Consider the following 25654-nt stretch of genomic DNA (forward strand, 5'->3'; position numbering starts at 1 on the left):
TCATGGAGAAACATCCAACGTTAGAAATGTATGACTACAATGTATGGGCTAATCAAACGATCATCCATCGCTTAAAGGAGCTGCCTAAAGACATTTATCATAAGGATATCCAGAGCGGTTTTTCTTCGGTAGCGAAGGTTGTGACGCATATTTATGTCGTGGAGAACATTTGGTTTGACTTGATTGAAGGGCGAACTAGGAATGAAGCTAAAGCATCAGCTGCCCAATTAGAGCCCTTATTAGCTATAAAAGATATTGAAGAAATGGATGTCCTCTATCGTGAGCTAACCAGCAAAAATAAGATGGTGCTGGCTAGTCAAATAGATAAGGACCCCACCGTTGTGTTAGATCATCCAACTATGGGATCACTTGAGACATCCATTTCCGGGGCTATCTTCCACATCGTAAACCATGGCAGCTATCACCGTGGAAATATCGGGACTATGCTGCGACAAATGGACCACACCTCAGTGCTGCAGGATTATGTTGCCTATCTTTATAACGAGTCCAAATGATCATCGAGCTATTATCTTTGAGGCATCAATTAGCTACAGATTTAAAATATTGGTAGACCTGATTTAGCTTTTTGTCATGTTTACCTTTTGGACTCTCCATATTCCCAAACTCGAAAAACTTCACTTTTTTCATACCGCAATATTGAAATAATGCTTTTCTCATCAGTACCTTATGGGAATTGTTTAACCAATATAAAGGATAAAGGGTTGGCCCCTTCATGCTGGAAATACAAACTACTGACTTCCCTTTCAGCAGCCCCTCCGGGATAAGACCGCCCTTTTCTCTATAAGCAAAATTAGAGGCAAACATTTGATCAATATAACCGAGTAGCATGGCGGGAGGCCGGCCCCACCAGATCGGATACACAAACACAATTTTGTCAGCCTGACGAATCTGCTCACGATATTTCTCAAACTTGGGATCGATATGCATATCTCTTCTACGTTTATTTTCGTTAAAGACCAGCACCGGATCAAATTGCTCCTCATATAGATCAAGCACCTCGATGTTCGTGATCTTTCGATTTTCATTACTTCCTTGAATGACCTTATTGAGAAAAGCATAACTTAAACTTTTATGATTCGGATGAGTATAGATGACTAGAACGTTCATTGGTCCACCTCTTTAATTATCATTTGATAACAAAATCGTATCACAACCTTTATTTAGTTGTCAAATGATAATTGTATTATGATAATTATTTTGTTAAAGTTTACACTAAGAGGTGATCGTTATGGACAAAGAAGCGTTTTTTCATAAATTAGTGACCTTTACGACGGCAGTCCATGAAGTAACATTCGACTTAACCAAAGATGTTAGACCGGAAGGTATTACACCCGTTCAATATAGTATTCTGGAGTATATTGCGGTCAGCCAGCCTGTTACTCTCAGTCAAATTAGTGATTGTAAGAATATCTCTATGCCGAACACGAGCCGTGAGCTCAAGAAATTAACAGAAAAGAATCTTTGCGAAAAGCTGGATGTCGCAGAAGATCGGCGTAAGCAAATGATTCGGTTGTCTGACGCTGGACAAGCGATGATGAACAAAGCTTTTGGGCAGATCGGCGAACGTTTCCTGGACCGGATCAAGGATTCTTCTACTGAAGAACTAGAAGAAATCAACCGAGCACTCGATGTGCTTCAGTCCAAGGTGTTTAATAGCGACAATTGAGCAGATTAAAAAACAGAGCAGCTGCCTCCATTATAGGAGAACCGTTGCTCTGTTTTTTTCGGTCGTTTATTTGGCTGATTTATTAGCCCCACATTCAGCTAAATCAGCAAATCCACTATTTCACCAGTCCGCCGATAAAGGACTCGAAATTATCAGCCAAGCGAGTAATCTTGTATTTGTTATCACGATCAACATGAATAACCTCGGGTTCGCCATCATTTCCAAACTCACGGTAATCCAGCATGATTACTTCATTCTCAGAAGGACAATCACAAATCACCACACCAACCTCAGGATAACGTCCATTTTCAATCACAGTCCGGCTGCCTGAAGCTCCACACAGCGACTTATTCTTATCTCGTCCAATTCCAAGGATCCCTGAAATCGTAATAAATTCTTCTGATCCCGGAATTGGGTACCGATTGTTATGAGGAATTCCCCCATTATGTAGCTTCATCATTTCAACGTAGTATTTTGGCAGCTTAAAAACCAGCTCTTCTTCTACTGAAGCAATCAATGCATCTGTAGGCGATTCAGAGATATATTCTGAGAACGCATACTCGCTGTCATCCCAAAAGTTGGTGGTGTCGATCGCTACTACAGGCTTCTTTGCAGGTTTATTCACAGGCTTTTTCGTAGCTTTCTTAGCCAATTTTCTTTTGATCCATCCCAAAAACTCCAAGGTGTCCTCATCATCAGGCTCTAGCTCGTCTGCAATTGTAAATGCTTTTAAAGCTTCGTCGTACCGCTTCAGATAATAATAGGAAACTCCGATACGGTAATGCCAAAGCGGGTCACCTTCACCCTCTTCTTCAATGCTCAAATACTGCTCTAAAGCTTCTTCATATTGCCCGAGATTATTAAGCGCTCTGCCCAAATGACTAGTTAGAACATAATCTCTTTCCTCTTCAGGAATTTCCGTTATTGCATCCACGATTTCTTGAAATTCATCCTCTTCATGCCAAGTATCCAATTTTTCCAATAGCTCATCACTCATCATTAATACCTCCTAGTAACGATCACTCAAAATACCTATTAGAAATTATACCATTTATAGCCTATGCCCAGCCAATCACGCATTAAAGGCGAAATTTAGTTAAAAAAACAGACCACATAGCTCTTCTGCGGTCTGTTACGTATACACAAATTCATGAGCACCCCTCATTGCTTGTTTTCAATCCTCTGCATAAACTCTTCTACGGCGCTATAGCCAAGCTGCTTCAGATACCAGTTGTTGGCGGCAGCTTCGATTAGGCCGGCTACGTCACGGCCGGGCTGAAGCTGGATTTCAATATGCGGAATTAGGACACCGAGATAGTCTGTGAACTTCGGCTCCACTTCGAGCTCATTATTCAAGGAATTTTCTCGCCAAGGAGACAACTCGATGTCGAGTACAATTCGCGTCTCATCCTGAAAAGCTCTACGCCCGTACTGGCGTACAACATTGATCAGACCAATACTGCGCAGCGCTAGGAATTCGCGGGTCGTCTCGTTATGTGTGCCGAGAAGCGTCGCCGGTCCCAGCTTCTTCAGCACCACGATATCATCCGCCACAAACCGATGGCCTCTTCTAATAAGCGTATGCGCGGTTTCGCTTTTTCCAATCCCTGACTTGCCCCTGAGTAGGACACCTATACCAGACACGTTTACACATACCCCATGAATTGAAAGCTCTGGCGCCAGCGCCTTCACCAGATAGGTGTCAATCTTTGCGATGATCTCTGTCGTCGTCTCCTGCGTCCGAAGCAACGGGATGCCCTCTTCTTCGCAGAATAGAGTTAAATAAGGAATCTCCTGCTGACCTGTCGTCACAATAAAGCATGGTGGATGATACTTGACGATATTACCAATATGTAACTTGCGCTCTTCAACGCTTAGGGTTAACAGATAATTGATTTCCTTGCAGCCCAATACTTGTACCCGCTTCGTTGGGAAAAAATCAAAGTAACCCACGAACTCCAGACCAGGTCTATGCGCCTTTGAACGAGTGATTTCACGATCCATGTAGCTAGCACCTGCAAGCACTTCCAGCTTAAACGTCTCTGTAAGGCTTTGAACGGTAGTCGATTTCAATGTTGTTCCCTCCTGTGGCTGCGTATCTCGAATACGCAATACGGTTAACGGGATATATTCAACGAAGAACGGAATGATTCCTGCAATAACGCTACTATTAGCCTGCAAGCCTTATATGTTATTTACACCAAACATTCATCATTTTCGATCAGTATTTGGATTTGACAACTGTAGGATTCAGAATCAAATAAATCGTTATATAATTCGATCTCGATATATTTTTTAGCGTTCAGACTGTTTTTTTCTATATAGTCTAGTACTCTTTTTACGCGTTCCACTTCGTTTTCTTTACGATATGCCAAAGTTACATACCTTCCTTCCGGAAGGATTTGCACATGTGAATCTGCTCCTATGCTTTCATCCCCTTCAAAACCATGAAACACATATCGGGGCTCGAGTTTACCTTCTGTATTCAGCATGTACAGAATGCCTCTCTCCATGGTCATTTTCTTTTGCTGATTCCGTATGGTCTTCTCCAACTCTGAATAATACAACAGCTCCTTAAGGCTTCCCGCTTCTCTGTATGGAGCCGTCAACACATAACGCTTCTCGAAAAACTGAATAACGACCTGATCCTGATTCAAGATTTCTTTTGAGGACTCGACACTCTTGTTTAAATTATCAATATTTTGAATAACCTCTGTCACTTGTTTCAGTTTTTCTTCCGCTTCCTGTCTTTTCAGTTGTAGAAATTCGATTAATTTGTCCGTGTTGCTTTCTTTAAAAATCTCCTGAAGTTCTTTAATACTGGTACCAAAAGAACGGCAGCCTTTAATGACGTCTATATAAATAAATTGATCTATTGAGTAATACCGATAACCTGTCTCGGGATCGATATATCTTGGAATCAGAATGCCCATTTTGTGATAATATCTCAGGGCTTTTATAGATACCTCTTTTATTTCAGTAACTTCTCCGATCGAGAACAGCTTGTTCATTTAAGTCCCTCCTTCGTTAATGGTCCATACCCATCCTTGACTCTCTCCTAAGGGGAGACCTTATGCTCATTATAAAGAAAGTCACCCTAAGAAAGGAAAGTGTATCCACATGCCTGAGGTTATCTATAGAGAGATTATGAAAGACGATTATGACCGCATTAAAGAATTAATAGATGAAGCATTCGGTATCCATGACTTTATTCAAGACAACATATTTTTAGATGTCATATTGAATCTTTATTTGCAAAGCTGCATTTTAGACAGTTCTTTCAGCAAAGTCGCTGTAAAAGACAATAGGGTCATTGGTATTATTCTGGGCAAGGCCTACAAAGATAAACATCGCTTAGCCAAAACCCATAATTACTTAAGTCTTGCGATTGCCTTCATCAAAATCATCACGGCGAATAAAGAAAATAGAAAATCCGCTAAAGAACTGGCGAAGGTTCAACAGACATATAAAGAGATTATTCAAGGAAAAAAAGACGATTTTCAAGGTTATATCGAGTTGTTCATTGTATCCGAGGAATCGAGAGGTCTTGGCGTGGGAAAAGCGCTGATGCATCATGTGTCCAATTACATGAGAAGTCTGGATGTAGATTCGATCTACGTTTATACAGATAATAGATGTAATTACGGTTTTTACGAGAGTCAGAACTTTAACCGGCTGAACGAAAAAGAAATCTTTCTGGACTCCATCCAGAGTAAACTTCTTATTTTTCTATATAGTCATCAAATTAAGTAATGATTGCAAGCTTACTTCAAATAACAAAAGGCGTTCAATCACCATTGAATGATTGAACGCCTTTTGTTCCTCAACTTTCGAGCATCATTTGCTTTTCATCTTTTCATATCTTATTTGTATTTCTATCTCTCTTACTTTACTCGTTAATGTAAGTGTTGACTCGATTTTGAATCAGCTTGCTGACATCTTCAGCGGATTTCTGACCACTCATATATGAATCAAATTCTTCAATTGCAATTGAAACGACCTTATGATCACTAGATAAATTCCTACTTGCTCCATCTAGAAGCTGATGTAATTCTTGGATTTTACTTTCTACAGTCTCAGCATCAAACTTCTGTTCTAGAAGAGGTAGTGTTCCCGCTACTGCCTGCTGCTTAGCATCATTAAGCTGTTTCTCCACAACTCCCTTATGCAGCGGAAAGCCTTGTACCACTGGTGAAGATTGCATATCTTCGGAAAGCATGAACTTAATAAAGTTCCAAGCTTCCTCTTGAACCTTGGACTTGCTGTTAATGCCTAAAGTAAAGTATGACTTAAATGGAGTTCCATTATATTTTCCATTGACTGTTGGATTTTGATATAGTTTAAGCTTTGGATCAAGGACTTGGGAGAGGCCTGACATTGGATCGAAAAGGTTAGCTTTGCTGAACAAAGTTTTGGAATAATCGTAAGAAAACTCCTCTTTAAGTACGCCTTCATCATACATCGATTTGATTTGCTTCATCATGTCTCGAAACAGATCGGAATCAAAATTAGCTTGACCTTGATCAATGAGCTTATCATAATTCGCTTCTATATACTCCGCTAACATTTGAATCGGAAATAGATTAACAAATGCTACATAATCCTCACCAACTTGTTCCTTAAGCTTCTTAGAAATTTCTTTAAATCCATCCCATGTCCAGGTCTTATCATCGATTTTAATATTAGCTTTTTCTAACAACTCTGTATTCCCAGTAAGCGCGTCGATGACAAATGAGAATGGCATTGCATACAATCCGTCCCCATCCTGGGAGTTCTTAAAGATATTTTGATAGTACTGATTTCGATCAAATTCTGAGTCCTTATCCATCAGATCATAGAAATTAGTCAGCATGTTTTTGGCGACATATTTGTCCTGCGGCAGATCGTTCATTACGATGATGTCTGCCCCTTTGCCGGACATCATCTGTGTGCTAACCGTTTGTATATATTTCTCAACATCGCTCTTTGAGAATGATTCGCTCGATGTCATTTCCTCCGTTTGAGGTCTGGCTAGATACTCTTTGATTTCAATTTGTATATCTGGGCGAATTTTTTTATATTGCTTAACCGCCTCATCTAAATAAGGAGTTACCGCCATGGTCGCAATCTCAATCTTATTGCCATTCTGGACTGATTGTTCATTAGTTGATCCTTCTGTACCTGATCCCACGCTGCTGCTAGAGCATCCCGATAATACGACTATCATTGCTAATAAGGACAAAAACCATCTTCTTTTCAAATTCATTCATTCCCTTCAATATACTCGGATTCGATTACCTTCCTGAAGTGGTTCACTTGATTCAATAATGATCTCATCATCAGGACTTAAGCCGCTCACAACTACAATCTCATCTTCGGTTGAATCACCCGTTACAATATAAGCCTTGCGTGCATTAAACGTATTGCCGAGTGAGCTTTTCTTCTCATCAATTACAAAGACATAGCTCCCTGTTGTATCTTTATGAACCCATTTCTTTGGTAACACATAACCTTTTTCATTTGACTCCTTCTTTATATCCAGACTGACTTGTTCGCCACCTTTAATACCATCATCGGAGACAGAAACGACAACCTGATAACTGGATTTATCGGATGAATCTTCTTCACTGCTCTCTTGGGATGCAGCTTTAATCTCTTCAATTACACCGTTAACCAGTGTATTGTCTTTCTGCAATCGAACAGAAACCTTAGATCCAATCTCGAATAATGCCGTATTATCCGACTCGACAGCAAATGAAAACTCGAAGCCCTTATCACTATCCATTAAGGTCAGGATTGTCCCCCCTTGTGAAGCATTCATACTATCCTCTGCTGTAATCTTTGTGACTTTTCCATCAAAGGGGGCTGTCAGTGTCTGTTTATCCGCTTTATCTTTGCGCAGCTTATTCATCTTTCTTTGCGCCAGTTCAAGATCCATATTATCCAGTTCAAGAGCTCGCTCTGCCTTGGCAATCACCTGCTCATCACCATCTATCAAAGCATTAAGCATATCCTCCTCCAGAATCTCCCGATTTAACTGTTGTTTCTTCAGCGCCGTTTCCTCTTGATAGATCTGCTCATCCAGATCAGAGCTATCAAATGTCACGAGCTTTTGCCCCTTCTTAACCTCATCATTCTCTTTTACATGTACCTTCACAATTTTTGAGCCAGTCTCATTCAACAAATCCACCTGCTTTCGAGGTGTTAAGACTCCACTCCCTTTAAACTGATGAACTAATGATTTCGAGGTAAGTTTCTCCGTAACTACTTTGGGCAGCGTCATCGTTTCGAGTGTGCTGCTAAAGAAAGTCAGGCCAGCCAATATCGCAAAGAACAATACAAACAAAGCAGCCGTTAATCGTTGTCGCTTAGATGTGCTTGTCATCTCATTTCCCCTATCCTTTAATTCCAGAAAGCTCTATACCCTCAATAAAATACCGTTCCGCCAAAAGAAACAAGAGAATCATAGGCGTCATATACAAGACTGCAGCCGCAAAGGATACCCCAAGCGCATCTTCCTGTAGACGAGATAGAAAAATGGACAAGGGCTGCAAATTGGCATCCTGCAGAAAGATCAGGGGCTGCTCCACCATATTCCAGTAATCTGCAAACAGCAGAACAACAAGCGCTGCCATTCCAGGTTTAACCATAGGCAGGACAATCCTGATAAAGGATCGAAAATAACCCGCCCCATCCATTTGGGCTGCTTCCATATATGCCGTTGGAATTTGGAGCATAAATTGTCTGAGCAGGAACACACCAAACGCCGCAAATATCCCTGGTAAAATAATGGAGCTTGGACTATTAATCAGCCCTAGTCGATCGGACATGATATAGTTCGGCACAAGCGTGACCTGGAACGGCATGAGCATCGTGATCAGATACACAATAAATAAGGGCTCTCTGCCAGGAAATCGCAGCTTGGCAAATGCAAATGCCGCTAATGTTGCCACCACGACCTGGCCTATAATGATTGGAAACACCATAAATACAGAATTCCAAAACATACGAAGAAATTGCGAGGTTGAAATAAGCACCTTATAAAATTGCTCCAGCGAAACCCAATCTGGAATCAGCTTCAAATTCACAAAATCGTTCATCTGTGTATTACCTAACATGCCGTAATTCAGCATAATTTCCTTCTCCGTCATCAAGGAGCTTACCATTGTGAGTACAACTGGAAATAGCATTACCAGCGCGATTACGGCTAAGAAAATAGTAAGTAGCAGTGTTCTTATCGGTTTCTTGTTCATCTACACCCCTCCCTTTACTCCATAAATGAACGGAACTTATGTTCAACTCGGAAGAGCATCAAGACAATGACTAAAATGCAGAGCACCATTAAGAAAGCTGCAGCCGACAGCTTCTGAATATCGAGCGATAAGAACATATTGTTCATATAGTGCTGAAGCATATAGATACTGTCATGAGGATAGTCACCCGCAACTAAATAAATTTCCCGAAATACCTTGAATGAGTTTAGAATCGACATCAGCATCACTAAAAATCCTGTCGGTATTAAATAAATCAAGGTGATCTGGTGCTTACGAGCCCAGCTTGCACCTTCCAGGTTTGCTATCTCATAATATTGATCTGGGATATTTTGCAGTCCAGCCAAGAATAGAACCACATTATAGCCAATGTTTTTCCATACATAGATAAAAATAATGACCCCTTGCGCCCACTCTGATTTCATCCAATCGATCCGCTCAATTCCAATCCACTCTAATGCATGATTGAAAAAACCATTCCAGTCGAATAGGATCTGCCATACGAGCACAATTGACGCTACTGGAACAACCAGTGGCAGTACATAAGAGGTACGCAGCCAATTCCGAAGGTAGACTCGTTTGTTAAGCTGCATGGCAAGAGCAAGTGACAACAGAATAAGGATCGGAACACCAATTATTGTGAACCAGAATGTATTCCCTGCCGCCTTTTGAAAGGACGAGCTAGCTAATAGGCTCTGATAATTGGCAAACGATAACCCTGCCTCACCACTTGGATTCTCAAATGAAAATACAACACTTTGACCAAACGGAATCAAATAAAATAGCGCAAACCCGATCAAACTGGGAGCAAGAAAGCAGAACGCTACAAGAATCTCCTTGCGAGCCAAATATGAAATTCTCACAGCCTCAACCCCCTTTCGAGCTTGTTCCATACAAGCAACATGTTTACCGTACAAATAACTATTCTATAGATCAGCTTCGGTATTAATTTGGAGCAATTGTGGAAAAAGTATGGAAAAGCCCGCTTGAAAGGACAACTTTGTTAGAATAATAGATGTATTGGTCAGGAGGTCTGTTGATGAAGAACTATCAAATCGCAATCGTTGAAGATGATTGTCATATAAGAGATATCGTTGAGAATTATTTACAGAAGGAAGGCTATAGCACCCTATCGTTAGGTTCAGCAGAAGAAGCGCTCATGTTATGGAACACAGAGCGCCCGGATATGTGGATTCTAGACATCATGCTTCCAGGTATGAATGGCTATGAATTCTGCAAACAAATTCGCAAGGAAGCCGAAGTTCCTATTATTATGATCTCTGCTCGTGATGAGGAAGTAGATAAGATACTTGGACTTGAGCTTGGAAGCGATGATTATTTAACTAAGCCTTTCAGCCCACGTGAGCTGGTCGCACGAGTAAATCGTTTATTCCATCGGCTTAACTCCCTTGCAGAAAGATCAGAACAGAGTATAGTCTCTTCTAAATCAAACGACCTCATCATCGATGAGCTTCGTCTAGTATTAGACAGTCGTCTGGTTTACTGGAGGTCTAAAGAAATTGAAATGACGGTGAAGGAATTTTCATTGCTTCATACCTTAGCAGCGCAACCGAATCGTGCTTTTTCTCGCAATGAGTTGTTAACATTAGTGTGGGGGGATGACTATTTCGGTAGCGATCGGGCAATTGACGATTTAGTCAAAAGACTTCGTCGTAAAATGGAAGACCTGCCTCTTGAAACCGTTTGGGGCTATGGTTATCGAATGCGCGTGGATGGAGTGAAGACATAACATGAAACTAATCTATAAGCTTCATTTATCATTTGGAATATTACTGGTATGCGTACTCGTGCTTACAGCTACATTCGTTTATCCTCTACTAATGGACACACTAATCAATAATCAAAGAGAAGAGCTAAGATCACAAGGCAGTGCAATGATGGAGTTGGTCAATTCGTTACCTGTTCAAGACCTAACACCTTCTCAGTCAGCAGCAGCTATCGTACAGCCGGCTCAAGAAATTAATAGATCCGTCGATGCGTTACTCATAGAGCCGAATCGTAATATATTATTTAGTACAATGACTGAAGCGCAGACACAGACATGGCTACCGCTCATTGAACAGCACTCAAGTCACAATCAGCCGGGTTTATGGGAAAATGGACAGGAGAAATATATTGTTGAGACCTTAACTTCTAATCCACAGAATCTTGATCCAGCTAGTGCTGTAACCGCAGCCACCCTTGTCTTGTCTACACCGCTAAGCAAAGTGAAATCATATCAATCAGAGCTTTTTACAAGAATGATGTTCATTATGGTGATTGGGGGCATTATTGCCTTTGGCCTAAGTTTATTTATTACCAAACGTCTCGTTACTCCTCTTGAGAAATTAAAGCTTGAGCTCAAAAAAGTTGAAAAACGCCAATTCGATGAGGTGCAGCTCATTCAAACTGGCGGGGAAATTGGTGAGGTAGCCCAAAGTGTCCATCATCTCGCAGGAGAACTTAAACAATACCATCATGCTCAAAGACAATTTTTCCAGAATGCTTCTCATGAACTTAAGACCCCACTAATGACGATTCAAGGTTATGCTGAGGGAATCCGAGATGGTATTTTCACCGGGGATCGTGCTGACAATGGTCTTGATGTCATCTCAAGCGAATGTGAACGACTTAAGGGAATTGTTACAGAGATGATCTTGTTAGCCAAGCTTGAAAGTGAAGATGGTATTTTTGATCAAGAAGAAGTGTCAGTAGAACAATTAATCGATAAAACCGCCGATCGAATACGTCCATTAGCTATAAATGAGAGAGTTGACATCAAAATAAATTACGAGGTAGATAACCCGAGAAAACTTCATATTCATGGAGATTCAGAAAAACTCTTACAAGCAGTACTAAATATTATGAGCAATGCGATCAGACATGCATCACAAGCCGTGGATATAGAAATTTCGGAGCGGGATGGACAAGTGCAGATTGATGTCATTGATGATGGTCAAGGTATTCCTGATCAATTACTGCCTCAGCTATTTCAGCGTTTTATTAAAGGTAAGAATGGAGAAACGGGACTTGGACTCGCCATTTCACGTGCAATTGTTGAACGGTGCGACGGTACTATATCCGCTCATAACGGAGAGCAGGGTGGAGCTATCTTTCGAATGAGTTTTCCTTCAAAATAAATGTCATTCTGATCCTCAAAGACTGTCATCAAATCGAATACGAACTCTTTCTATGATGCCGCCAGACAGCTCTATACTTTGTATGACTTTTTTGGCAAAGAGCCATACTAACCCTCACAGACTATGACTATCCCGAAGGAGAGTACTGATGAGCGAACAACAATGGCTGATTCCAGCAACCAAGGGATTGGGCTTCAAGTTGGACAAAGGGCAGATCGTCCGGGTAACCGATGTAGAAGGAAAGCAGGTAGCAGATTTCGCTGCTTATAACGCCGTTCGCCCTAATGAGCGAATCGACCCTGGTGTGACGATAGATGCTCTAGGCAAGATGAATGTTCTTCCGGGGGACATCCTCTATTCCAACCAATACAGACCACTGCTTACGATTATTAAGGATACTGTGGGCCGCCATGATTTCATTAACTCTGCCTGCCGTCCCGAGATGTATGAGGTGCTGTATAACAAAAAGGATCACGCCAGCTGCTACAATAACCTGAATGAGGCGCTGGAGGAGTTTGGCCTGCCCGCTCCCGATCAGCATTATACGTTTAACCTTTTTATGAATACTGTCATTGATCCTTCTGGAAAAGTCAGCGTGGAGCGACCGCTTTCTAAAGCCGGGGATTATATTGAGTTGCGGGCTGAGATGGATCTGATCATTGCCATATCGGCTTGTCCCTGCTCCGAAAGTGTCTGCAACGGGTATAAATGTACACCGATTGCCGTGGAGATCCTTTAGAGTATGTCGCAAAGAGGTTCGTCTTCTAACTTACCTACTTCTTGAATAGAATGACTTGTATAAGTTAACATCTCCTTCAAGGAGCGATGACCATGAATAGCTTTATTACCTATATAGTACTCGGCATTTCGTTATCTGCACCGATTGGTCCCATCAATGCAGCCCAGCTCGACCGGGGAGCGCGGATGGGATTCTTCCAATCCTGGATGATCGGACTGGGGGCTATGTGTGCGGATTTAGTGTATATGCTACTCATTTATTTTGGACTAGCCCACTTTCTGAATACCCCGTTTATGAAAACCTTCCTGTGGACATTTGGCAGCTTCGTTCTCCTTTATATCGGAATTGACACTTTGAAAAATATCAATGCCGTGCCTGGATCCGCCTCACGAGGTGCACAGACCGGCACTAGCGCCTTCCGTTCAGGCTTTTTGATGGCACTAATGAACCCACTCAGCATTCTGTTCTGGTTAGGTATCTACGGCTCCATTCTGGCCAAAAGCATAGAAAATCAACATTTCGATCAGGTGCTGTGGAACAGCATGGGTATTTTTGTCGGTATCCTACTCTGGGATGTAGTGATGGCGATGCTGTCTAGCTTCTTTCATCGGTTCACCGGCCCTTCTATGCTCCGGTTCATTTCCCTTGCCGCGGGGATTTGCCTTCTTGGTTTTGGCATCTACTTCGGTTCTCAGGCATTTATACAGTTGTTTGGCTAATAGGTTCAACCAGCAAGAGCTTTCCTAGGCCTTCACCTATCCCCCTCCCTTCGCATAGGATGTTTTGAACTTAACGAGGAGGGTGTTTTTGGATGGCCCATTTGAACACAAAGGTCTGGCTGGATGAACATCTGGCTGAGCTGCCGTACTGGCAGCAGGATGCTTTTCGTCAATTTACATCTATGATTGCAGATCCCGAAGGCAAATATCCCTGTATTCCAGGACGTCAGGGATTTCTGTCCAATCATTTGCGTTTTGGCTTCGTAGCTGATCCACGAAGTGAAGAGTCTGCAATAGAGGTCGCACAATTACTTCGTCAATATGGGGAATGCTCGCGGGATACCGGCAAATATGCTTCCCTTGTTCTATTTTTTGAAACTCCGGAAGATTTGGCGGAAGGTTTCTCCATTGAGGAATATGAGAATTTATTCTGGTCCATTCTGGGCCGCGTCAGCGCGGTAGACACGGTGCCTTGGCCGAATGAAATTTCTACAGATCCCTCCCATCCTTCTTGGGAGTTCTGCTTTGATGGGCACCCATATTTCGCGTTCTGCGCAACCCCGGCACATGAGCTGCGGAGAAGCCGCCATACCCCTTATTTTTTCATTGCTTTTCAGCCGCGTTGGGTGTTCGAGAATATTAATGATTCTACCGCATTTGGCCGCAATATGAAGAAGCAGATCCGCAAGAAGCTCGCTGACTACGACAGTGTTCCCGCACATCCTTCCCTTCAATGGTATGGGCAGGAGGACAGTCTGGAATGGAAGCAATATTTTCTGCGAGATGACGAAAGTGCGCCGTCTAAATGTCCATATACTTATATGAAGAACAAGTTCAAAGCAATAGGAATTAAATTTCACTCTTAAGCGCTTATGAGGTTTGTCCGCGTTTTTTCAAGAGGTGCTCCCTAAACCAGGTAATCAACGCAATGACACAGATGATCAGAAGGCTGGACCAGAAGCCGGGACGGCCCCCTTTTTCAAAAAGTGTACCTGCCACGGCAGTAATGATCAGCGCCATAGCGACCATGGATCTAATCCAACCGCCCATCTTTGGTCTCAATAACTTAAGGAAAGAGGCAAGGATAAATAGCCATGTGTACAAAATAACTAGACCGGCCGCCGTGGTGATATGCTCAAAAATTTGCTTTGGCAGAAACAAGCTCAGTACAATTGTCACGCAGAGACCCAGCATATTAATACCAAGCGCGTAGAGCGGCATCTTCCTTTTTCCTTTGGTCACCGCCAGCCAAGAAGGAGCATCTTTATCCTCGGCCAAGGTTACCAGCATAGTCGAGACCGCATACAATGAAGCCACTAAGATAGAGAACCCGGCCACGATCATTACCCCATTCAGTACATATACAAAAATAGGTAGTCCCATCGCTTCAAGTTCCCCCTCCCTCTCAAAAGGGCAACCATGGCGACCACGATGAACATCAGTACCGCGGCGATTTTGATCATGGCGAATAGATTTTCCGCTTTGTTAATCCCCTGGCTACCTAGAATAATGACCAGCAGACCTAGCACGGCATAAATGGCAGTGAAAATCCAAAGCGGCCAACTCGGAAACCAGACCCGCGAGAACAGGCCCAAAGCAGTCAAGGTACTGCCAAGTATTAGAATTTCTGAACACCAATAGATCCAGCCCATGCCAAACCCGGCCCAGCGGCCAAAAGCCTCTTTGGCATAACTACGAAAAGAGCCCTTTTGAGGATTCTGTATAGTCATTTGGGCCAGCGCCTCATAGACGAACAGAGTTGCCACAGCCGCCAACACAAAAATAACCAACACCAATAATCCGCTCTTACGGATAGCGATGCTGGAACCAAGAAAGAATCCCGTGCCAATCGTGCAGCCTACACCAAATAAAGTAAGCTGCCACCAAGGTAGCTTGCCAGTTGGAGTACCCATATGTATATCCCCTCCGTCTGGTGTTACTATGCGTTATCGGGTGTTATTTTATTCTGGTATAGGCTTAGGCAGGCAAAAGAAGACCCGACTTCCTGTTCAACAACAAGCGAGTCGGGTCTTCTACAGTTAGAATGGTCAGCGCCCTAGTTATTTACGGGCATCTGAGGAGATCCGACAGCGGGAACATAGGCATCCAGCATCTGCTGTATTACTGAAACCTGAAGCTGCGGAACCTGATAATAGGCATGTTTGTTCTGATAAAGGAACAACTCATATCCCATTTCAATAAAATGCTGCACCTGTGAAGCCAGCACCCGACGCAGCGCTGGGTTCGTCACTTCCGGTGAAGACATGGCCAGCAGTGAGGCATGGGATTTGATTAGACCCAGCATATACCCGCTGACGCCCGCATCTTTCACATCCGCCAGTGACGAGTTAGGCTTCTTGGGCGGGGCCGGTTGGAGGCCGTAAACCGGCTGTGTCATATTCGGGATAAGATAGGTAGCCGTTTCCTGGCTTGGCTTTTGCCCTGTCTTAAAGCATTGGCAGGTCAAGTTGTACTGATCCAGCATGAAATTGTACTGCCGATCCAAGATAGACAGTAGCTCTTGATCCTGTACAAAGGTTCTGAACATCATGAACTGGTCCAGTAAATTGATCTGGCAGGACAATACCTCGTGCACATCGAACATTTCGTGGGCGCCGTGACCTAGCTGCTGTCCGCCCATCGTTATACTTCCTAACTGTGGTTGCTGCTGCAAATTATATTCTCCTTTGTTCTTAGATGAGTACCCTCTATAATATGAAGGACAAGATAGCCAATTATGCACGCAGTTATATTTACATCCCTCCATATCTAAGTCAAAGTGCCTCACTTACTGCAACCTTCTTATTTTGAATCCGAAGATTCCTTCTATGTGTCGTGAATAATCCGAAGTACCCTAGCGTTACGAGGATACAGATTATAACATCAACTACAATTAAGTTCTGATAATTCCCAAAATAATCGAAGGATAGGCCTCCGATTAATACACCTACTATACCGCCGCCCTGGTGCATGAGAAGTAGAACACCGGTATGTTTTCCTTTACCCTTTGCAAACTCATTAATGACAAGCATTCCACCTGGTAATGCACTTAAGTAGGTAATTCCGAACGCTATAGCAAAAAGAATAGGTGAACTTCCCAAGTGCATAAAGAGGAAAGCAAAACCTATAATACGAATGCCATACAATAGAGACATCATCATTAATTTATTGTATCGGTCCAGAAAATAGCCGCAAATGAGTGCCCCCGTGATTTCCATAATACCAAGGATGCTCATAGATAAGGCGATCATGCTTGGTGATACAACTGCCAACTGATGTATGGCTACCAAATTCATCTCGACGGATCCCATATTGATACCGCAGGTGAACAGCGCAATCGCGACTACGACAAAAATAGGAAGAGAAATAAATTTCTTCGACGGTGGAGTTACTCTAGGTGATGTATCTTGACCTTCGACTTCTATTGAACGATCCGAAGGAGCTCTCTCCGTATTTTTCTGTTGTGAACTCTTAATTCCTAACCAAATTACGGGAAGTGTTACACAAACACCTAGGATAAAAGAAGCCATAAAGGCGTTTTTCCAAGTCAGCCAGTCCATGGATACGAAAATGGGTGTAATAATCGCTAATCCTACAGAAGAGGCACTCGCCAGCAAGGCCATTGCTTTAGCCCGATGATGCCGAAACCATTCAAACATCAATATATAATTCGTCGTCGCCCCAATACCTGCTAAACCAGAGATAACACCGTATCCAATAAAAAAGACAATAGGATGGTGGCCTAACACGACAATACCAGTACCCAAAGTACTCATGATTGCACTTAACATTAGTATCTTCTTTGTGCCATAACGATCCACGAGCCAGCCCCCCAAAGGCGCGCATACGGCTACGATGAATAAATTGGTGGACCATGCCATTGAGATGAATCCCCTGCTAATCTGTAAATCCGTCGATATTTGCACCTGAAAAAAAGACAAGCTGAAGCGAGTCAATGCACCAATAAATCCAATAACCCAGAGAGATCCTAATCCAATCCATGCATACCTGGATTCCTTAAACCATGTCGTTTCCATTATGGTTTCCACCCCTGTCTATTATAAAAGATACCGATTGGTATCTTTTATAATAGCATAGATGCTTTTTTTTGCAACAGAATAATTTCATTTGATATACTACGTGTACATATACAATTAAGGACGGAGGATGACAATGGAAAAGGGTGAGAAGACTCGCAATTACATCATAGCTAAAGCCGCTGAACTGTTTAACCAGAAAGGATATTCGGGCTCATCCTTATCTGATATAACTGAATTGACAGGCATTAAGAAAGGTGGCATTTATCGTCATTTTTCAAGTAAGGATGAGATTGCATATGAAGCCTTTAGCTATGCGGGTAGTATTGTGGGGGCCCAACTAGCTCATGCCATTAGTCAGCAAGAAACGGCCTCTGGCAAGCTATTAGCTTATTTACATGTGTACGAGAAAGTAGTTGAAGCGCCACCCTTTATTGGGGGGTGCCCGCTCCTCAACACGGCTATTGAAAGCGACGACAGTCATCCAGGCTTACGTGAAAAAGCCCAGCAAGCCCTTATAGGCACACTGGAATCCAAAAAGAAAATCATTTCTGAAGGTGTACAAAGTGGTGAATTCAAAGCGGATCTCGACATTGAGGCACTAGCTACCTTCTCCCTTTCCATCATGGAAGGCGGCATCATGATGAGTAAGCTCGAGGGCAATAATCGGCATATACGGATGAATATCAAGAGCTTTGCTGCTTATTTAAAAAAAGAGTGCCTACGCGAACCTAGTTAGTTCATTCAAAACTTTTTTAAATACAAAGATTTTAAAATAAAAAGGAGCTTCGTCACTACTCACGAGGCTCCTTTAGCTTATTCTTAGTTCCTTAACTTTATTTATGTTCCAACCACTGACATTCTGTGATTTCTATTTCTGTAAATGTTGCTTTAAATGACGAATCCTCTGGGCTACAAGCATATAAACCAAAGTTGATATGCTCACTCCCTTCAAACAAATGAAAAATACGCATCTGCTTAAATGTAATCCCATCAAGAGAATTTTCAACACAGAAGTCACTCTCACGCCGACTTAATCTGTAATACATTGTTTTTATTGTTGCGTCGATATCTGTTGTTGCCCAATCCGAATATCCGTGATTCGTAACTACACTACCCAATCTTTGATATTCTTCATTCTCATATTCAATCGATGCCTTGAACCAATTGTCACTGTCCTGATAAATAATGACTCCACACTGGTCAAATCTATGAGCGCTGTCAAAATCAGTTTTCACTATTAAAGAAAAGTATTTCTCGTCAGTCCTCATTAGCAGCGCAGGTGCAGTATCATTTCTGAATCCATAATAGGTACGTTGCCAAAAATCAGTATTAGGCTCAGTTACAATTTCAATCTTCTCATCTGTAATAGAAAAAGTGCTTACTGGATACTGCCAAAAAAGATTTTCTTTTAAAAAGTTCATCTCACTGCTCCTTATCTAGGTCCTCTTTACCCTTGAATGTCCCTTCTGGCATCTTGCTCGGCGAGAATCTCTTTGTCCTCCGCGTTATCTCTCGTCACTTTCTGAACGCCAACGGCGCTATATGAAATCAACAGAATAACAGCTATATAATACCCCTTTACATTCAATTGAAATGGAGCATTGTACAGACCAATAAAGAACATTACATACCCAATAACCAAGCCTGCAAAAGCCATAATTGTGAAAGCCCCTGTATTTCTCATCCTGTGTTTCGGATTTTCTAGCTTAATTTCTTTATCCTCTGAATTGTCTCTAACGACCTTTTGCACAACGATACAGCTAATCGTAATTAACACCATGCAAAGCAAATAATACCCTTTCACGTTCAATTCCCAATCGTCGTTGTACACCCCCAAACAGAATAGAAAAAGACCTGCAGCCAATGCAAAATACGATACCCCTGTGAAAGCAGCTGTGTTGCGTTTACGATACCTCTGATTCATCCGACGATTCCTCTCCCAATACAGAATTGAATGGCGTTATAACCTTCTTCACTATACCGTGGAACATCGGTAAAATTCTACCATTAATTAGGTTGTTTTGGGAAAACGCAAAGAAAACGGTCTCAGTCCCAGGCAATTCAGGACTAAAGCCGCCTCCTACATTTTCTGCAACTTTATGATTTAGAAAAAATGCTACTCCCTTTCCTGATCCACCAATTGCTGCTGCGCAAGACGAATCATCTCGCGGACCATCGATCCACCAATTTTTCCACCAATCTGACCCACTGATTCTGTACTCAAATGTCCATTCTCACCGTGTTCTAATGGGATACCTAGTTCTTTTGCGACTTCATATTTCACATCATCAGGCCGCTCCGGATCTACATCATAACCCTCGCGCCGCATCACCTCGGCTTTAAACGTTTGCATGCCGCGATTGACTCCCGGCACGGCATATTTCCTGTTTCTTCTGGACATCCCTTATCCCCTCCTAAACATGTTTTAAGTAACATGCCCGAAAATCGGAACCTCCACCCCTGTTGATTTGCTCCGATTATTTCCAAGAGGGCGCTGAAAGGCCAACTGCTGTCAGGGTGCTTGCCCTCTGTTTCTTATGCATAAATTTTGCTTGAAGGTGACGTTACGTCACCTGCTATACTAACTGAGAACAACACGCTGGAGCAATCGATTGGATGTGAGAAAGGATGTACAAAGAGAACTATTTAACGACAGGGCAGCTTGCAAAGCGTACAGGAATAACGGTCAGGACATTGCGATATTACGATCAGATTGGGCTTCTAATTCCAGAAGATCATCACGCGGGATCGATAAGATCTTATAACATGAAAGACCTAGAAAAATTGCAGCAAATTCAAACGTTGAAATACTTAGGGCTATCACTTCAAGAAATAAAAGACATCTTAGATGCAGAGTCGCTATCCATAGGGGAGATCAGACATTCATTACAAGCACAGCTCGATGTTCTACAGAGAAAAATCACTCATACGGAGCATGTAGTTCATGCAATACGAGATGCTATGCAAATGTCGGTCAATCGGTCTGATTGGAACCACTTAGCAAATGTTATTCAAACCTTGCAGAGTAAGCAAGATTGGGGGGAACAGTATCGGACGGCGAGCCGCTTGCAAACGCGGATACATCTTTATGACAAGTTCAGTACAAATCCGCAAGGCTGGCATAATTGGGTGTTTGAACAACTGGAGGTGCACCCTGGAGCCCACATTCTAGAGTTAGGTGGCGGCGATGGGACCTTTTGGATAAGAAACGCCGAACGAATTCCAAGCAGCTGGCGCATCACACTTACTGATATTTCGAGCGGGATGGTAGAAGAAGCACGTTGCCGCTTAGGAAGTAAAAGTTCACAGTTTAAGCTCTTATCTGTTGACGCGCAACAAATCCCCTTTCACGATGAGCATTTCGATGTGGTTATCGCTAACAACATGCTGTATCACGTGCCGGACATCGCTAAAGCGATCTACGAGATACACCGCGTACTAAAGCGAGGGGGTATAATATGCACCTCTACAATGAGCACTCAACACCTACAAGAGATTGAACACTTGGCGGTCTCGTTTGACCCCGACCTTCATGTATTGGATCAAGCTATTAAACGATTTAATCTGGGTAACGGAGGAGACCTGCTGTCTTCTTGCTTCTCCGATCTTCGGTTACTACGTTACGACGACCGTCTGTTAGTCGACGAAGCTGAACCCCTGATTGAATATATGATATCGACCCCGATGAACGCAAAAGAGCGACTTGTCGGTGCGGCTATAGACGAATTTCGAAAACACGTCAATCGGCTTCTACAGGAGAATGGAGCCCTCGAAATGACTAAAGAAAATGGGATTTTCCTAGGGAGGAAATGAGATGAAGGCACAGCATTACAACCCAAGAGTACGGATCGTAAAAGAGGAACTTCTATCGGATAACTGGTACACCTTAAAGAAGATCACATTCAAGTATGAAAAAGAAAATGGACAATGGGAGACACAATCCCGTGAAGTGTATGATCGAGGCAACGGAGCGACCATTCTACTCTATAATCGACACAAACAAACCATCGTACTTACGAGACAATTCCGAATGCCTACTTATCTAAACGGCAATGTGACTGGAATGCTTATCGAAACCTGCGCGGGGCTACTCGATAAAGAAACACCAGAAGAAAGTATTCTGAGGGAAACGGAGGAAGAGACGGGGTACCGTATCGACCGAGTGCAGAAAGTTGGCGAGGTCTATATGTCACCAGGATCTGTTACCGAAACCCTGCACTTCTTTGTAGCTGAGTATAGTGATGTCATGACAAAAGGTCCGGGTGGGGGACTTGAGGAGGAACAGGAAAATATTGAAGTAGTGGAACTTCCGTTTGCACAAGCGCTTGACATGGTCCAAAGCGGCGAGATTCGTGATGCTAAGACGGTAATGCTGCTCCAATACGCTCAGATCCAAGGTCTCTTGAAGGTAAAATCAAAACCGCTGCATATCCTTATCGCTGGCCCGTATCGTTCTGGAACCAATGATGATCAAGTATTAATTGAGGAAAATGTCAAATACATGAATAAAATTGCTCTTCAAGTTTACGAGGCTGGGCATATGCCAGTGCTGGGGGAGTGGTATGCTTTGCCTCTTATTGCTACAGCCGGTTCCACTAATCTAGGAGACGACGTTTTCAACCGGATTTTCCATCCGTCTTCCATTCGCCTGCTTAATTACTGTGATGCCGTGCTTCGAGTTGGAGGATCATCTCAGGGTGCCGATGAAATGGTACAGGTTGCGCAAGAGAAAGGATTGTTGATTTACGAACGGCTGGATGAACTTCCGTTATTGTGATAACAAGCATTTGTTCCTGTCTGATGATGCACTCTTGATTTAAGTCAATGCCCGCCATACTACTCCTAATTACAATGAAAATAAAAAGTCCTTTAGGAGGCTATCTATGGCTATCTCAGAAAAAGATCTATCGAATCAGCGAAAGTCCGCTTTAATTGCTGGAATCTCACTTATTATCATGACCCTTGCCTCATTTTTTTCGTATGGCTTTGTCCATGGGAACCTTGTTGTTCAGGGCGATGCCAGCGTTACATTCAATAACCTCGTGTCATCCACTAACCTTTTCAAAGGTGAAATTTTGGGTTGGATCATCATTATGATTACTGACATCCTGGTCGCCTGGGCGTTTTATGTGTTTCTAGAACCGATTAACCAAAAGCTTTCATTACTCGGCGCATGGCTTCGTCTAACTTATTCCGCTATATTGGGAATCGCTATACTAAACTTAATCGTTGTGCTGCTGCTCACGGGAAATACAATCGACTTTTCCTCATTAAAAATCGAACAGACTCAAGCAATTATGATGTTATTTCTGGAAGCATTTCAATGGATTTGGTCTATGGGGTTAGTCGTTTTTGGCGGGCATCTGTTAATTGTGGGCTGTGTGGCTTTAAAGTCTGACATCATCCCTAAAGTAATCGGCATCTTATTGCTGCTTGCTTCAATAGGTTATATGATCATTCATCTAAGCAAAATATTTCTTCCACAATACGAAGGGGTCATTACAACATTAAATTACGTTTTCACTATTCCTATGATTGTAGGAGAACTAGGCTTTGGGATATGGCTGCTGCTTAGAGGAGGAAAACTCCACAAAAGTGTATGACTTTCTTTTTAGTTATCACTGGAATGAACCCGCTTCTTAATTCTACTTAATGACTCTGGTGTCATCCCCAGATAGCTGGCCAATTGATGCTGAGGTACGCGAGTGAGTAAGTGAGGTCTTTTTCGCAACAAAGCTTTGTAACGTTCTTCAGGATTGGAAGCGATAAATGAAGTTAATTCGTCCTGTACCTCACCTAAGTTTTCCTCTACCATTTTGCGGATCATCGTTTCCAATTGCGAGTGTTTGTGAAGCATGTCTTGTTCCGCATTAAGTTCACCAACCACCAATGTGCTATCTTCCAGGCAGATTAAGGTGTACGCAGAGGGCTTGCTTTCTTGATGCCGATTAAAAATCGAAGCCGCTTGCTCTTCCGTGTAGAAATTAGATGTGACTTCTTTTCCCGATTCATCTATCGAGTACTGCCTAACACAACCTCTTAGCACGAAAAAACATTTTGTGGGAACATCTCCTTGTCTAAGGAGCACTGTCCCCTTTTTAAATTCCTCTATAAGGATACCTTCAACAATATCCTGCTGTTCTTCTTCGTTAAGAGATGTAAATTTACTCATATACTTATACAATATTTTTTTCATATATCTCTCCAATCTTCCGAAGCTAATGGCCCGCTTATGATGCGCTTGAAGCTATTTAGGCTCCCGAGAGGGAGCTTCTTGCCTTATTATACTAGCTCATACAAAGACAAATCCAACCTTTCAACTCTTCATACGCCGCACAGCTGTGTCCACTAGTGAGCCTCATATTCGGACGATCCCCCAAAACAGGGAGGCCCAACAGCCATTTCATGACTGTTGGGCCTCCCTTATCCTGTATCTTACTTGTTCGCTAAGAAAGCATCGATTTGCGCTTGCAGCTCAGCCTGGATTTTATCAATGCCAGCTGATTTCAGCTGTTTGTTCAAATCTGCAAGGCCTTTGTCGATATCTTTAATTACGCCGTACTCCAGCGGAATGGCATAGCGGAGCATTACATTGCCCACATTGGCAATTTCCGTCTTCACTTTGCTATTGTCGAATACAAAGGTTTCAAGGGCATAGTGGTAGACGTTAGCTTCCCAGCCCTTAGCCAGATCGTTAGCTTCTTGAGGGAATGCTTCATTGTCAAGGTTGAGTGGCGAGTTGAAGTTCCAATTAGAGAAGCCGGTAAAGTTCGGATTTTTGTCGAGTGCTTTATATTTGGTGTCGCCAACCGGTTCATAGTGCACGCCACTAATTCCGTACATCATCAGGTCGTGCAGTTCTTTATCATTCTGCATCAGATCGATCAGCATCAAGGAACGTTCTACATTTTTGGAAGTCGCATGAATCGACGTACCGTTTTGTGTAGAGATCGCCACTGATTTTTTCTTCCCTTGGTTAATATCAGCCAATGCTACTTCATAAGGAGAATTTTCTTGGCGCATCAAGGCCATGAGTGCCCCAAGTGTTCCGTTATTGTGCGTAATTGAGGCGGTTTTACCTGCTTTAAAATCCGCCTGATGATCATTTTTACTGTTCAGAACGTTTTTCGACCAGGCATTGTTATCAGCAAGATCTTTATAATACACGAGTAGATCCTTGAACTCTTGCGTTTCATAGACGTTAAAGACTTTACCTGTTTCATCGGTCAGTTTGAAGGCAAACGGAAGATCTAGGTCAAACATATTCCATTCGTTTTGCTGCTTCAGTAATACACGGTCCAAATTATGATACTTCCAGTCTCCCGTTTCCGGAGTGAAAGGTGTAATTCCTTTTTCCTTCTCAGCTATCGTCTTCAAATAGGTAGCATATGCTTCCGGGCTGTTGATTTCAGGAAGATTGTATTTCTTACGCAAATCTTCACGATATAGAATCAGCTTTTCAACAGACTCTCCTCTGTTTTGCGGAACCATATACAGCTTACCGTTTACTTTTGCCTGATCCCAGCTCACATCTGACATAGCTTCCTTAGTTTGCGGCATATATTTGGTAAGCAGCTCGTCGGTCAATTCTAGAAATCCGCCTTTCAGCGCCTGATCATTATAACCAGCCCAGTTTGCCGAATAGATGAGATCAAAATCTTCATTTGCCGCCAGCTTCAGTGGATATTTTTGAGCCCAGTCAGACCAGTCCAAGAACTCGCCCTCAAGGGTCGCATTAATTTTTTCTTTCAGTTTCTTATTAATTTCAGCAAAAACACTATCATAGTCTATCGGTTTAGGCCCAACGAAGATCATTTTCAGCTTTACTTCTTTAGAGGTGTCTATGGTATCTGAAGTTTCGGCGGCATTCGTTGCACTCGCTGTTTCTGTAGGCTCACTTGTTACCTCAGCGGCATTATTGGTAGCCTTAGCGGGTGTATTGGCGTTGTTGTTGCCACCACCACATGCGCTCAAAATCATTACGAAGGTTAAAACGAGTGCGAGCATAATGAATCTATTTTTTCTCAGCATTTCAAGCCTTCCCCCTTGTATTCATTATATTGATAAACCGGATTTCCC

Annotated in this window: 27 protein-coding genes and 2 pseudogenes; 12 read left to right on the top strand and 17 right to left on the bottom strand. The window is 42.6% G+C overall.

The window, feature by feature from the left end; translation table 11 throughout:
• Positions 1-2: 2 nt before the first annotated feature.
• Positions 3-515, top strand: a complete 513-nt coding sequence (locus PAENI_RS12855) for a DinB family protein (protein WP_262495591.1) — start codon at positions 3-5, stop codon at positions 513-515.
• Positions 516-540: 25 nt separating this feature from the next.
• On the opposite strand, the gene PAENI_RS12860 is transcribed toward PAENI_RS12855, so the two are convergent.
• Positions 541-1128: an NAD(P)H-dependent oxidoreductase gene (locus PAENI_RS12860; RefSeq protein WP_149645498.1), complete on the bottom strand. Its 588-nt coding sequence runs from the start codon at positions 1126-1128 to the stop codon at positions 541-543.
• Positions 1129-1249: 121 nt separating this feature from the next.
• On the opposite strand from PAENI_RS12860, the gene PAENI_RS12865 reads away from it, so the two are divergent.
• Positions 1250-1687 carry a MarR family winged helix-turn-helix transcriptional regulator gene (locus tag PAENI_RS12865; RefSeq protein ID WP_076284992.1) on the top strand — a complete coding sequence of 146 codons (438 nt, stop codon included), beginning with the start codon at positions 1250-1252 and terminating at the stop codon, positions 1685-1687.
• Between the two features lie 115 nt (positions 1688-1802).
• On the opposite strand, the gene PAENI_RS12870 is transcribed toward PAENI_RS12865, so the two are convergent.
• From PAENI_RS12870 to PAENI_RS12880, 3 genes are all read right to left on the bottom strand, one after another.
• Positions 1803-2684, bottom strand: coding sequence for an SMI1/KNR4 family protein (locus tag PAENI_RS12870; protein WP_149645578.1), 882 nt, complete (start codon positions 2682-2684; stop codon positions 1803-1805).
• A gap of 164 nt (positions 2685-2848) precedes the next feature.
• The gene (gene hprK / locus PAENI_RS12875) at positions 2849-3760 is read right to left on the bottom strand and encodes an HPr(Ser) kinase/phosphatase (RefSeq protein WP_149645499.1); all 912 of its coding nucleotides are present in this window, start codon (positions 3758-3760) and stop codon (positions 2849-2851) included.
• Between the two features lie 122 nt (positions 3761-3882).
• Entirely contained in the window at positions 3883-4698 is an 816-nt protein-coding gene (locus tag PAENI_RS12880) for a MerR family transcriptional regulator (RefSeq protein WP_149645500.1), read from the bottom strand.
• Between the two features lie 109 nt (positions 4699-4807).
• On the opposite strand from PAENI_RS12880, the gene PAENI_RS12885 reads away from it, so the two are divergent.
• A complete protein-coding gene (locus PAENI_RS12885) occupies positions 4808-5440 on the top strand; it encodes a GNAT family N-acetyltransferase (RefSeq protein ID WP_149645501.1) in 633 nt (210 codons plus the stop codon).
• A gap of 136 nt (positions 5441-5576) precedes the next feature.
• Here PAENI_RS12885 and PAENI_RS12890 read toward each other — a convergent pair whose 3' ends face one another.
• The 4 genes from PAENI_RS12890 to PAENI_RS12905 are packed head-to-tail and all read right to left on the bottom strand — an operon-like array spanning position 5577 to position 9830.
• On the bottom strand, positions 5577-6908 hold the full coding sequence (locus PAENI_RS12890) for an ABC transporter substrate-binding protein (RefSeq protein WP_223178941.1): 1332 nt from the start codon (positions 6906-6908) through the stop codon (positions 5577-5579).
• A 33-nt stretch (positions 6909-6941) separates the two neighbouring features.
• The gene (locus tag PAENI_RS12895) at positions 6942-8051 is read right to left on the bottom strand and encodes an efflux RND transporter periplasmic adaptor subunit (protein ID WP_149645503.1); all 1110 of its coding nucleotides are present in this window, start codon (positions 8049-8051) and stop codon (positions 6942-6944) included.
• A 10-nt stretch (positions 8052-8061) separates the two neighbouring features.
• On the bottom strand, positions 8062-8919 hold the full coding sequence (locus PAENI_RS12900) for a carbohydrate ABC transporter permease (protein ID WP_149645504.1): 858 nt from the start codon (positions 8917-8919) through the stop codon (positions 8062-8064).
• A 14-nt stretch (positions 8920-8933) separates the two neighbouring features.
• Positions 8934-9830: a carbohydrate ABC transporter permease gene (locus PAENI_RS12905; RefSeq protein ID WP_149645505.1), complete on the bottom strand. Its 897-nt coding sequence runs from the start codon at positions 9828-9830 to the stop codon at positions 8934-8936.
• Positions 9831-9976: 146 nt separating this feature from the next.
• Between PAENI_RS12905 and PAENI_RS12910 the strand changes: the two genes are divergently transcribed.
• The 5 genes from PAENI_RS12910 (at position 9977) to PAENI_RS12930 (ending at position 14401) form a co-directional block, all read left to right on the top strand.
• Positions 9977-10687, top strand: coding sequence for a response regulator transcription factor (locus PAENI_RS12910; RefSeq protein ID WP_149645506.1), 711 nt, complete (start codon positions 9977-9979; stop codon positions 10685-10687).
• Between the two features lies 1 nt (position 10688).
• Complete coding sequence (locus tag PAENI_RS12915) at positions 10689-12077, top strand: sensor histidine kinase (protein WP_149645507.1); 1389 nt, start codon at positions 10689-10691, stop codon at positions 12075-12077.
• Between the two features lie 148 nt (positions 12078-12225).
• A complete protein-coding gene (locus PAENI_RS12920; RefSeq protein WP_149645508.1) occupies positions 12226-12816 on the top strand; it encodes a DUF1989 domain-containing protein in 591 nt (196 codons plus the stop codon).
• A gap of 92 nt (positions 12817-12908) precedes the next feature.
• Positions 12909-13535 carry a LysE family transporter gene (locus tag PAENI_RS12925; RefSeq protein WP_149645509.1) on the top strand — a complete coding sequence of 209 codons (627 nt, stop codon included), beginning with the start codon at positions 12909-12911 and terminating at the stop codon, positions 13533-13535.
• Positions 13536-13627: 92 nt separating this feature from the next.
• Positions 13628-14401 carry a YqcI/YcgG family protein gene (locus tag PAENI_RS12930; protein ID WP_149645510.1) on the top strand — a complete coding sequence of 258 codons (774 nt, stop codon included), beginning with the start codon at positions 13628-13630 and terminating at the stop codon, positions 14399-14401.
• Between the two features lie 4 nt (positions 14402-14405).
• On the opposite strand, the pseudogene PAENI_RS12935 reads toward PAENI_RS12930, so the two are convergent.
• The 3 genes and pseudogenes from PAENI_RS12935 to PAENI_RS12945 all read right to left on the bottom strand — a co-directional run bounded on the left by PAENI_RS12935 (position 14406) and on the right by PAENI_RS12945 (position 17572).
• Positions 14406-15448 (bottom strand): annotated as a pseudogene (locus tag PAENI_RS12935) (amino acid permease).
• A 143-nt stretch (positions 15449-15591) separates the two neighbouring features.
• The gene (locus PAENI_RS12940) at positions 15592-16176 is read right to left on the bottom strand and encodes a spore coat protein (protein WP_262495596.1); all 585 of its coding nucleotides are present in this window, start codon (positions 16174-16176) and stop codon (positions 15592-15594) included.
• A 133-nt stretch (positions 16177-16309) separates the two neighbouring features.
• Positions 16310-17572 (bottom strand): MFS transporter, encoded by a 1263-nt coding sequence (locus PAENI_RS12945; protein ID WP_149645511.1) that lies wholly within the window; start codon positions 17570-17572, stop codon positions 16310-16312.
• 136 nt (positions 17573-17708) lie between these two features.
• Here PAENI_RS12945 and PAENI_RS12950 point away from each other — a divergent pair, with 136 nt between their 5' ends.
• Positions 17709-18311 (top strand): TetR/AcrR family transcriptional regulator, encoded by a 603-nt coding sequence (locus PAENI_RS12950; protein WP_149645512.1) that lies wholly within the window; start codon positions 17709-17711, stop codon positions 18309-18311.
• A gap of 97 nt (positions 18312-18408) precedes the next feature.
• On the opposite strand, the gene PAENI_RS12955 is transcribed toward PAENI_RS12950, so the two are convergent.
• The 4 genes and pseudogenes from PAENI_RS12955 to PAENI_RS12965 all read right to left on the bottom strand — a co-directional run bounded on the left by PAENI_RS12955 (position 18409) and on the right by PAENI_RS12965 (position 19976).
• Entirely contained in the window at positions 18409-18996 is a 588-nt protein-coding gene (locus PAENI_RS12955) for a DUF1349 domain-containing protein (protein ID WP_149645513.1), read from the bottom strand.
• Between the two features lie 26 nt (positions 18997-19022).
• Positions 19023-19259 (bottom strand): YiaA/YiaB family inner membrane protein, encoded by a 237-nt coding sequence (locus PAENI_RS32950; protein WP_306035596.1) that lies wholly within the window; start codon positions 19257-19259, stop codon positions 19023-19025.
• Between the two features lie 57 nt (positions 19260-19316).
• Positions 19317-19499 (bottom strand): annotated as a pseudogene (locus tag PAENI_RS32955) (YiaA/YiaB family inner membrane protein); the annotation flags it as partial.
• Positions 19500-19691: 192 nt separating this feature from the next.
• A complete protein-coding gene (locus tag PAENI_RS12965; protein WP_076285007.1) occupies positions 19692-19976 on the bottom strand; it encodes an alpha/beta-type small acid-soluble spore protein in 285 nt (94 codons plus the stop codon).
• A 227-nt stretch (positions 19977-20203) separates the two neighbouring features.
• Here PAENI_RS12965 and PAENI_RS12970 point away from each other — a divergent pair, with 227 nt between their 5' ends.
• The 3 genes from PAENI_RS12970 to PAENI_RS12980 all read left to right on the top strand — a co-directional run bounded on the left by PAENI_RS12970 (position 20204) and on the right by PAENI_RS12980 (position 23178).
• Positions 20204-21388: a MerR family transcriptional regulator gene (locus tag PAENI_RS12970; protein ID WP_149645514.1), complete on the top strand. Its 1185-nt coding sequence runs from the start codon at positions 20204-20206 to the stop codon at positions 21386-21388.
• Between the two features lies 1 nt (position 21389).
• Positions 21390-22352: a GDP-mannose pyrophosphatase NudK gene (gene nudK / locus PAENI_RS12975; RefSeq protein WP_149645515.1), complete on the top strand. Its 963-nt coding sequence runs from the start codon at positions 21390-21392 to the stop codon at positions 22350-22352.
• Between the two features lie 106 nt (positions 22353-22458).
• The gene (locus PAENI_RS12980) at positions 22459-23178 is read left to right on the top strand and encodes a DUF4386 domain-containing protein (RefSeq protein ID WP_149645516.1); all 720 of its coding nucleotides are present in this window, start codon (positions 22459-22461) and stop codon (positions 23176-23178) included.
• Between the two features lie 8 nt (positions 23179-23186).
• Here the strand turns inward: PAENI_RS12980 and PAENI_RS12985 are convergent, their stop codons facing one another.
• Together PAENI_RS12985 and PAENI_RS12990 are read right to left on the bottom strand one after the other, a co-directional pair.
• Positions 23187-23771 (bottom strand): Crp/Fnr family transcriptional regulator, encoded by a 585-nt coding sequence (locus PAENI_RS12985; RefSeq protein ID WP_149645517.1) that lies wholly within the window; start codon positions 23769-23771, stop codon positions 23187-23189.
• A 239-nt stretch (positions 23772-24010) separates the two neighbouring features.
• Positions 24011-25606: an ABC transporter substrate-binding protein gene (locus PAENI_RS12990; protein WP_076285012.1), complete on the bottom strand. Its 1596-nt coding sequence runs from the start codon at positions 25604-25606 to the stop codon at positions 24011-24013.
• Between the last annotated feature and the right edge of the window lie 48 nt (positions 25607-25654).

It is taken from the genome of Paenibacillus sp. B2(2019) (assembly GCF_008370385.1).
Classification (GTDB): domain Bacteria; phylum Bacillota; class Bacilli; order Paenibacillales; family Paenibacillaceae; genus Paenibacillus_AQ.

Excerpts from the sequence above, each read along its gene's own strand:
- PAENI_RS12855 (WP_262495591.1), top strand. The coding sequence starts at position 3 with ATGGAGAAACATCCAACGTTAGAAATGTATGACTACAATGTATGGGCT.
- PAENI_RS12860 (WP_149645498.1), bottom strand. The coding sequence starts at position 1,128 with ATGAACGTTCTAGTCATCTATACTCATCCGAATCATAAAAGTTTAAGT.
- PAENI_RS12865 (WP_076284992.1), top strand. The coding sequence starts at position 1,250 with ATGGACAAAGAAGCGTTTTTTCATAAATTAGTGACCTTTACGACGGCA.
- PAENI_RS12870 (WP_149645578.1), bottom strand. The coding sequence starts at position 2,684 with ATGAGTGATGAGCTATTGGAAAAATTGGATACTTGGCATGAAGAGGAT.
- PAENI_RS12880 (WP_149645500.1), bottom strand. The coding sequence starts at position 4,698 with ATGAACAAGCTGTTCTCGATCGGAGAAGTTACTGAAATAAAAGAGGTA.
- PAENI_RS12885 (WP_149645501.1), top strand. The coding sequence starts at position 4,808 with ATGCCTGAGGTTATCTATAGAGAGATTATGAAAGACGATTATGACCGC.
- PAENI_RS12895 (WP_149645503.1), bottom strand. The coding sequence starts at position 8,051 with ATGACAAGCACATCTAAGCGACAACGATTAACGGCTGCTTTGTTTGTA.
- PAENI_RS12900 (WP_149645504.1), bottom strand. The coding sequence starts at position 8,919 with ATGAACAAGAAACCGATAAGAACACTGCTACTTACTATTTTCTTAGCC.
- PAENI_RS12905 (WP_149645505.1), bottom strand. The coding sequence starts at position 9,830 with ATGGAACAAGCTCGAAAGGGGGTTGAGGCTGTGAGAATTTCATATTTG.
- PAENI_RS12910 (WP_149645506.1), top strand. The coding sequence starts at position 9,977 with ATGAAGAACTATCAAATCGCAATCGTTGAAGATGATTGTCATATAAGA.
- PAENI_RS12915 (WP_149645507.1), top strand. The coding sequence starts at position 10,689 with ATGAAACTAATCTATAAGCTTCATTTATCATTTGGAATATTACTGGTA.
- PAENI_RS12920 (WP_149645508.1), top strand. The coding sequence starts at position 12,226 with ATGAGCGAACAACAATGGCTGATTCCAGCAACCAAGGGATTGGGCTTC.
- PAENI_RS12925 (WP_149645509.1), top strand. The coding sequence starts at position 12,909 with ATGAATAGCTTTATTACCTATATAGTACTCGGCATTTCGTTATCTGCA.
- PAENI_RS12930 (WP_149645510.1), top strand. The coding sequence starts at position 13,628 with ATGGCCCATTTGAACACAAAGGTCTGGCTGGATGAACATCTGGCTGAG.
- PAENI_RS12940 (WP_262495596.1), bottom strand. The coding sequence starts at position 16,176 with ATGGGCGGACAGCAGCTAGGTCACGGCGCCCACGAAATGTTCGATGTG.
- PAENI_RS12945 (WP_149645511.1), bottom strand. The coding sequence starts at position 17,572 with ATGGAAACGACATGGTTTAAGGAATCCAGGTATGCATGGATTGGATTA.
- PAENI_RS12950 (WP_149645512.1), top strand. The coding sequence starts at position 17,709 with ATGGAAAAGGGTGAGAAGACTCGCAATTACATCATAGCTAAAGCCGCT.
- PAENI_RS12955 (WP_149645513.1), bottom strand. The coding sequence starts at position 18,996 with ATGAACTTTTTAAAAGAAAATCTTTTTTGGCAGTATCCAGTAAGCACT.
- PAENI_RS32950 (WP_306035596.1), bottom strand. The coding sequence starts at position 19,259 with ATGAGAAATACAGGGGCTTTCACAATTATGGCTTTTGCAGGCTTGGTT.
- PAENI_RS12965 (WP_076285007.1), bottom strand. The coding sequence starts at position 19,976 with ATGTCCAGAAGAAACAGGAAATATGCCGTGCCGGGAGTCAATCGCGGC.
- PAENI_RS12970 (WP_149645514.1), top strand. The coding sequence starts at position 20,204 with ATGTACAAAGAGAACTATTTAACGACAGGGCAGCTTGCAAAGCGTACA.
- nudK (WP_149645515.1), top strand. The coding sequence starts at position 21,390 with ATGAAGGCACAGCATTACAACCCAAGAGTACGGATCGTAAAAGAGGAA.
- PAENI_RS12980 (WP_149645516.1), top strand. The coding sequence starts at position 22,459 with ATGGCTATCTCAGAAAAAGATCTATCGAATCAGCGAAAGTCCGCTTTA.
- PAENI_RS12985 (WP_149645517.1), bottom strand. The coding sequence starts at position 23,771 with ATGAAAAAAATATTGTATAAGTATATGAGTAAATTTACATCTCTTAAC.
- PAENI_RS12990 (WP_076285012.1), bottom strand. The coding sequence starts at position 25,606 with ATGCTGAGAAAAAATAGATTCATTATGCTCGCACTCGTTTTAACCTTC.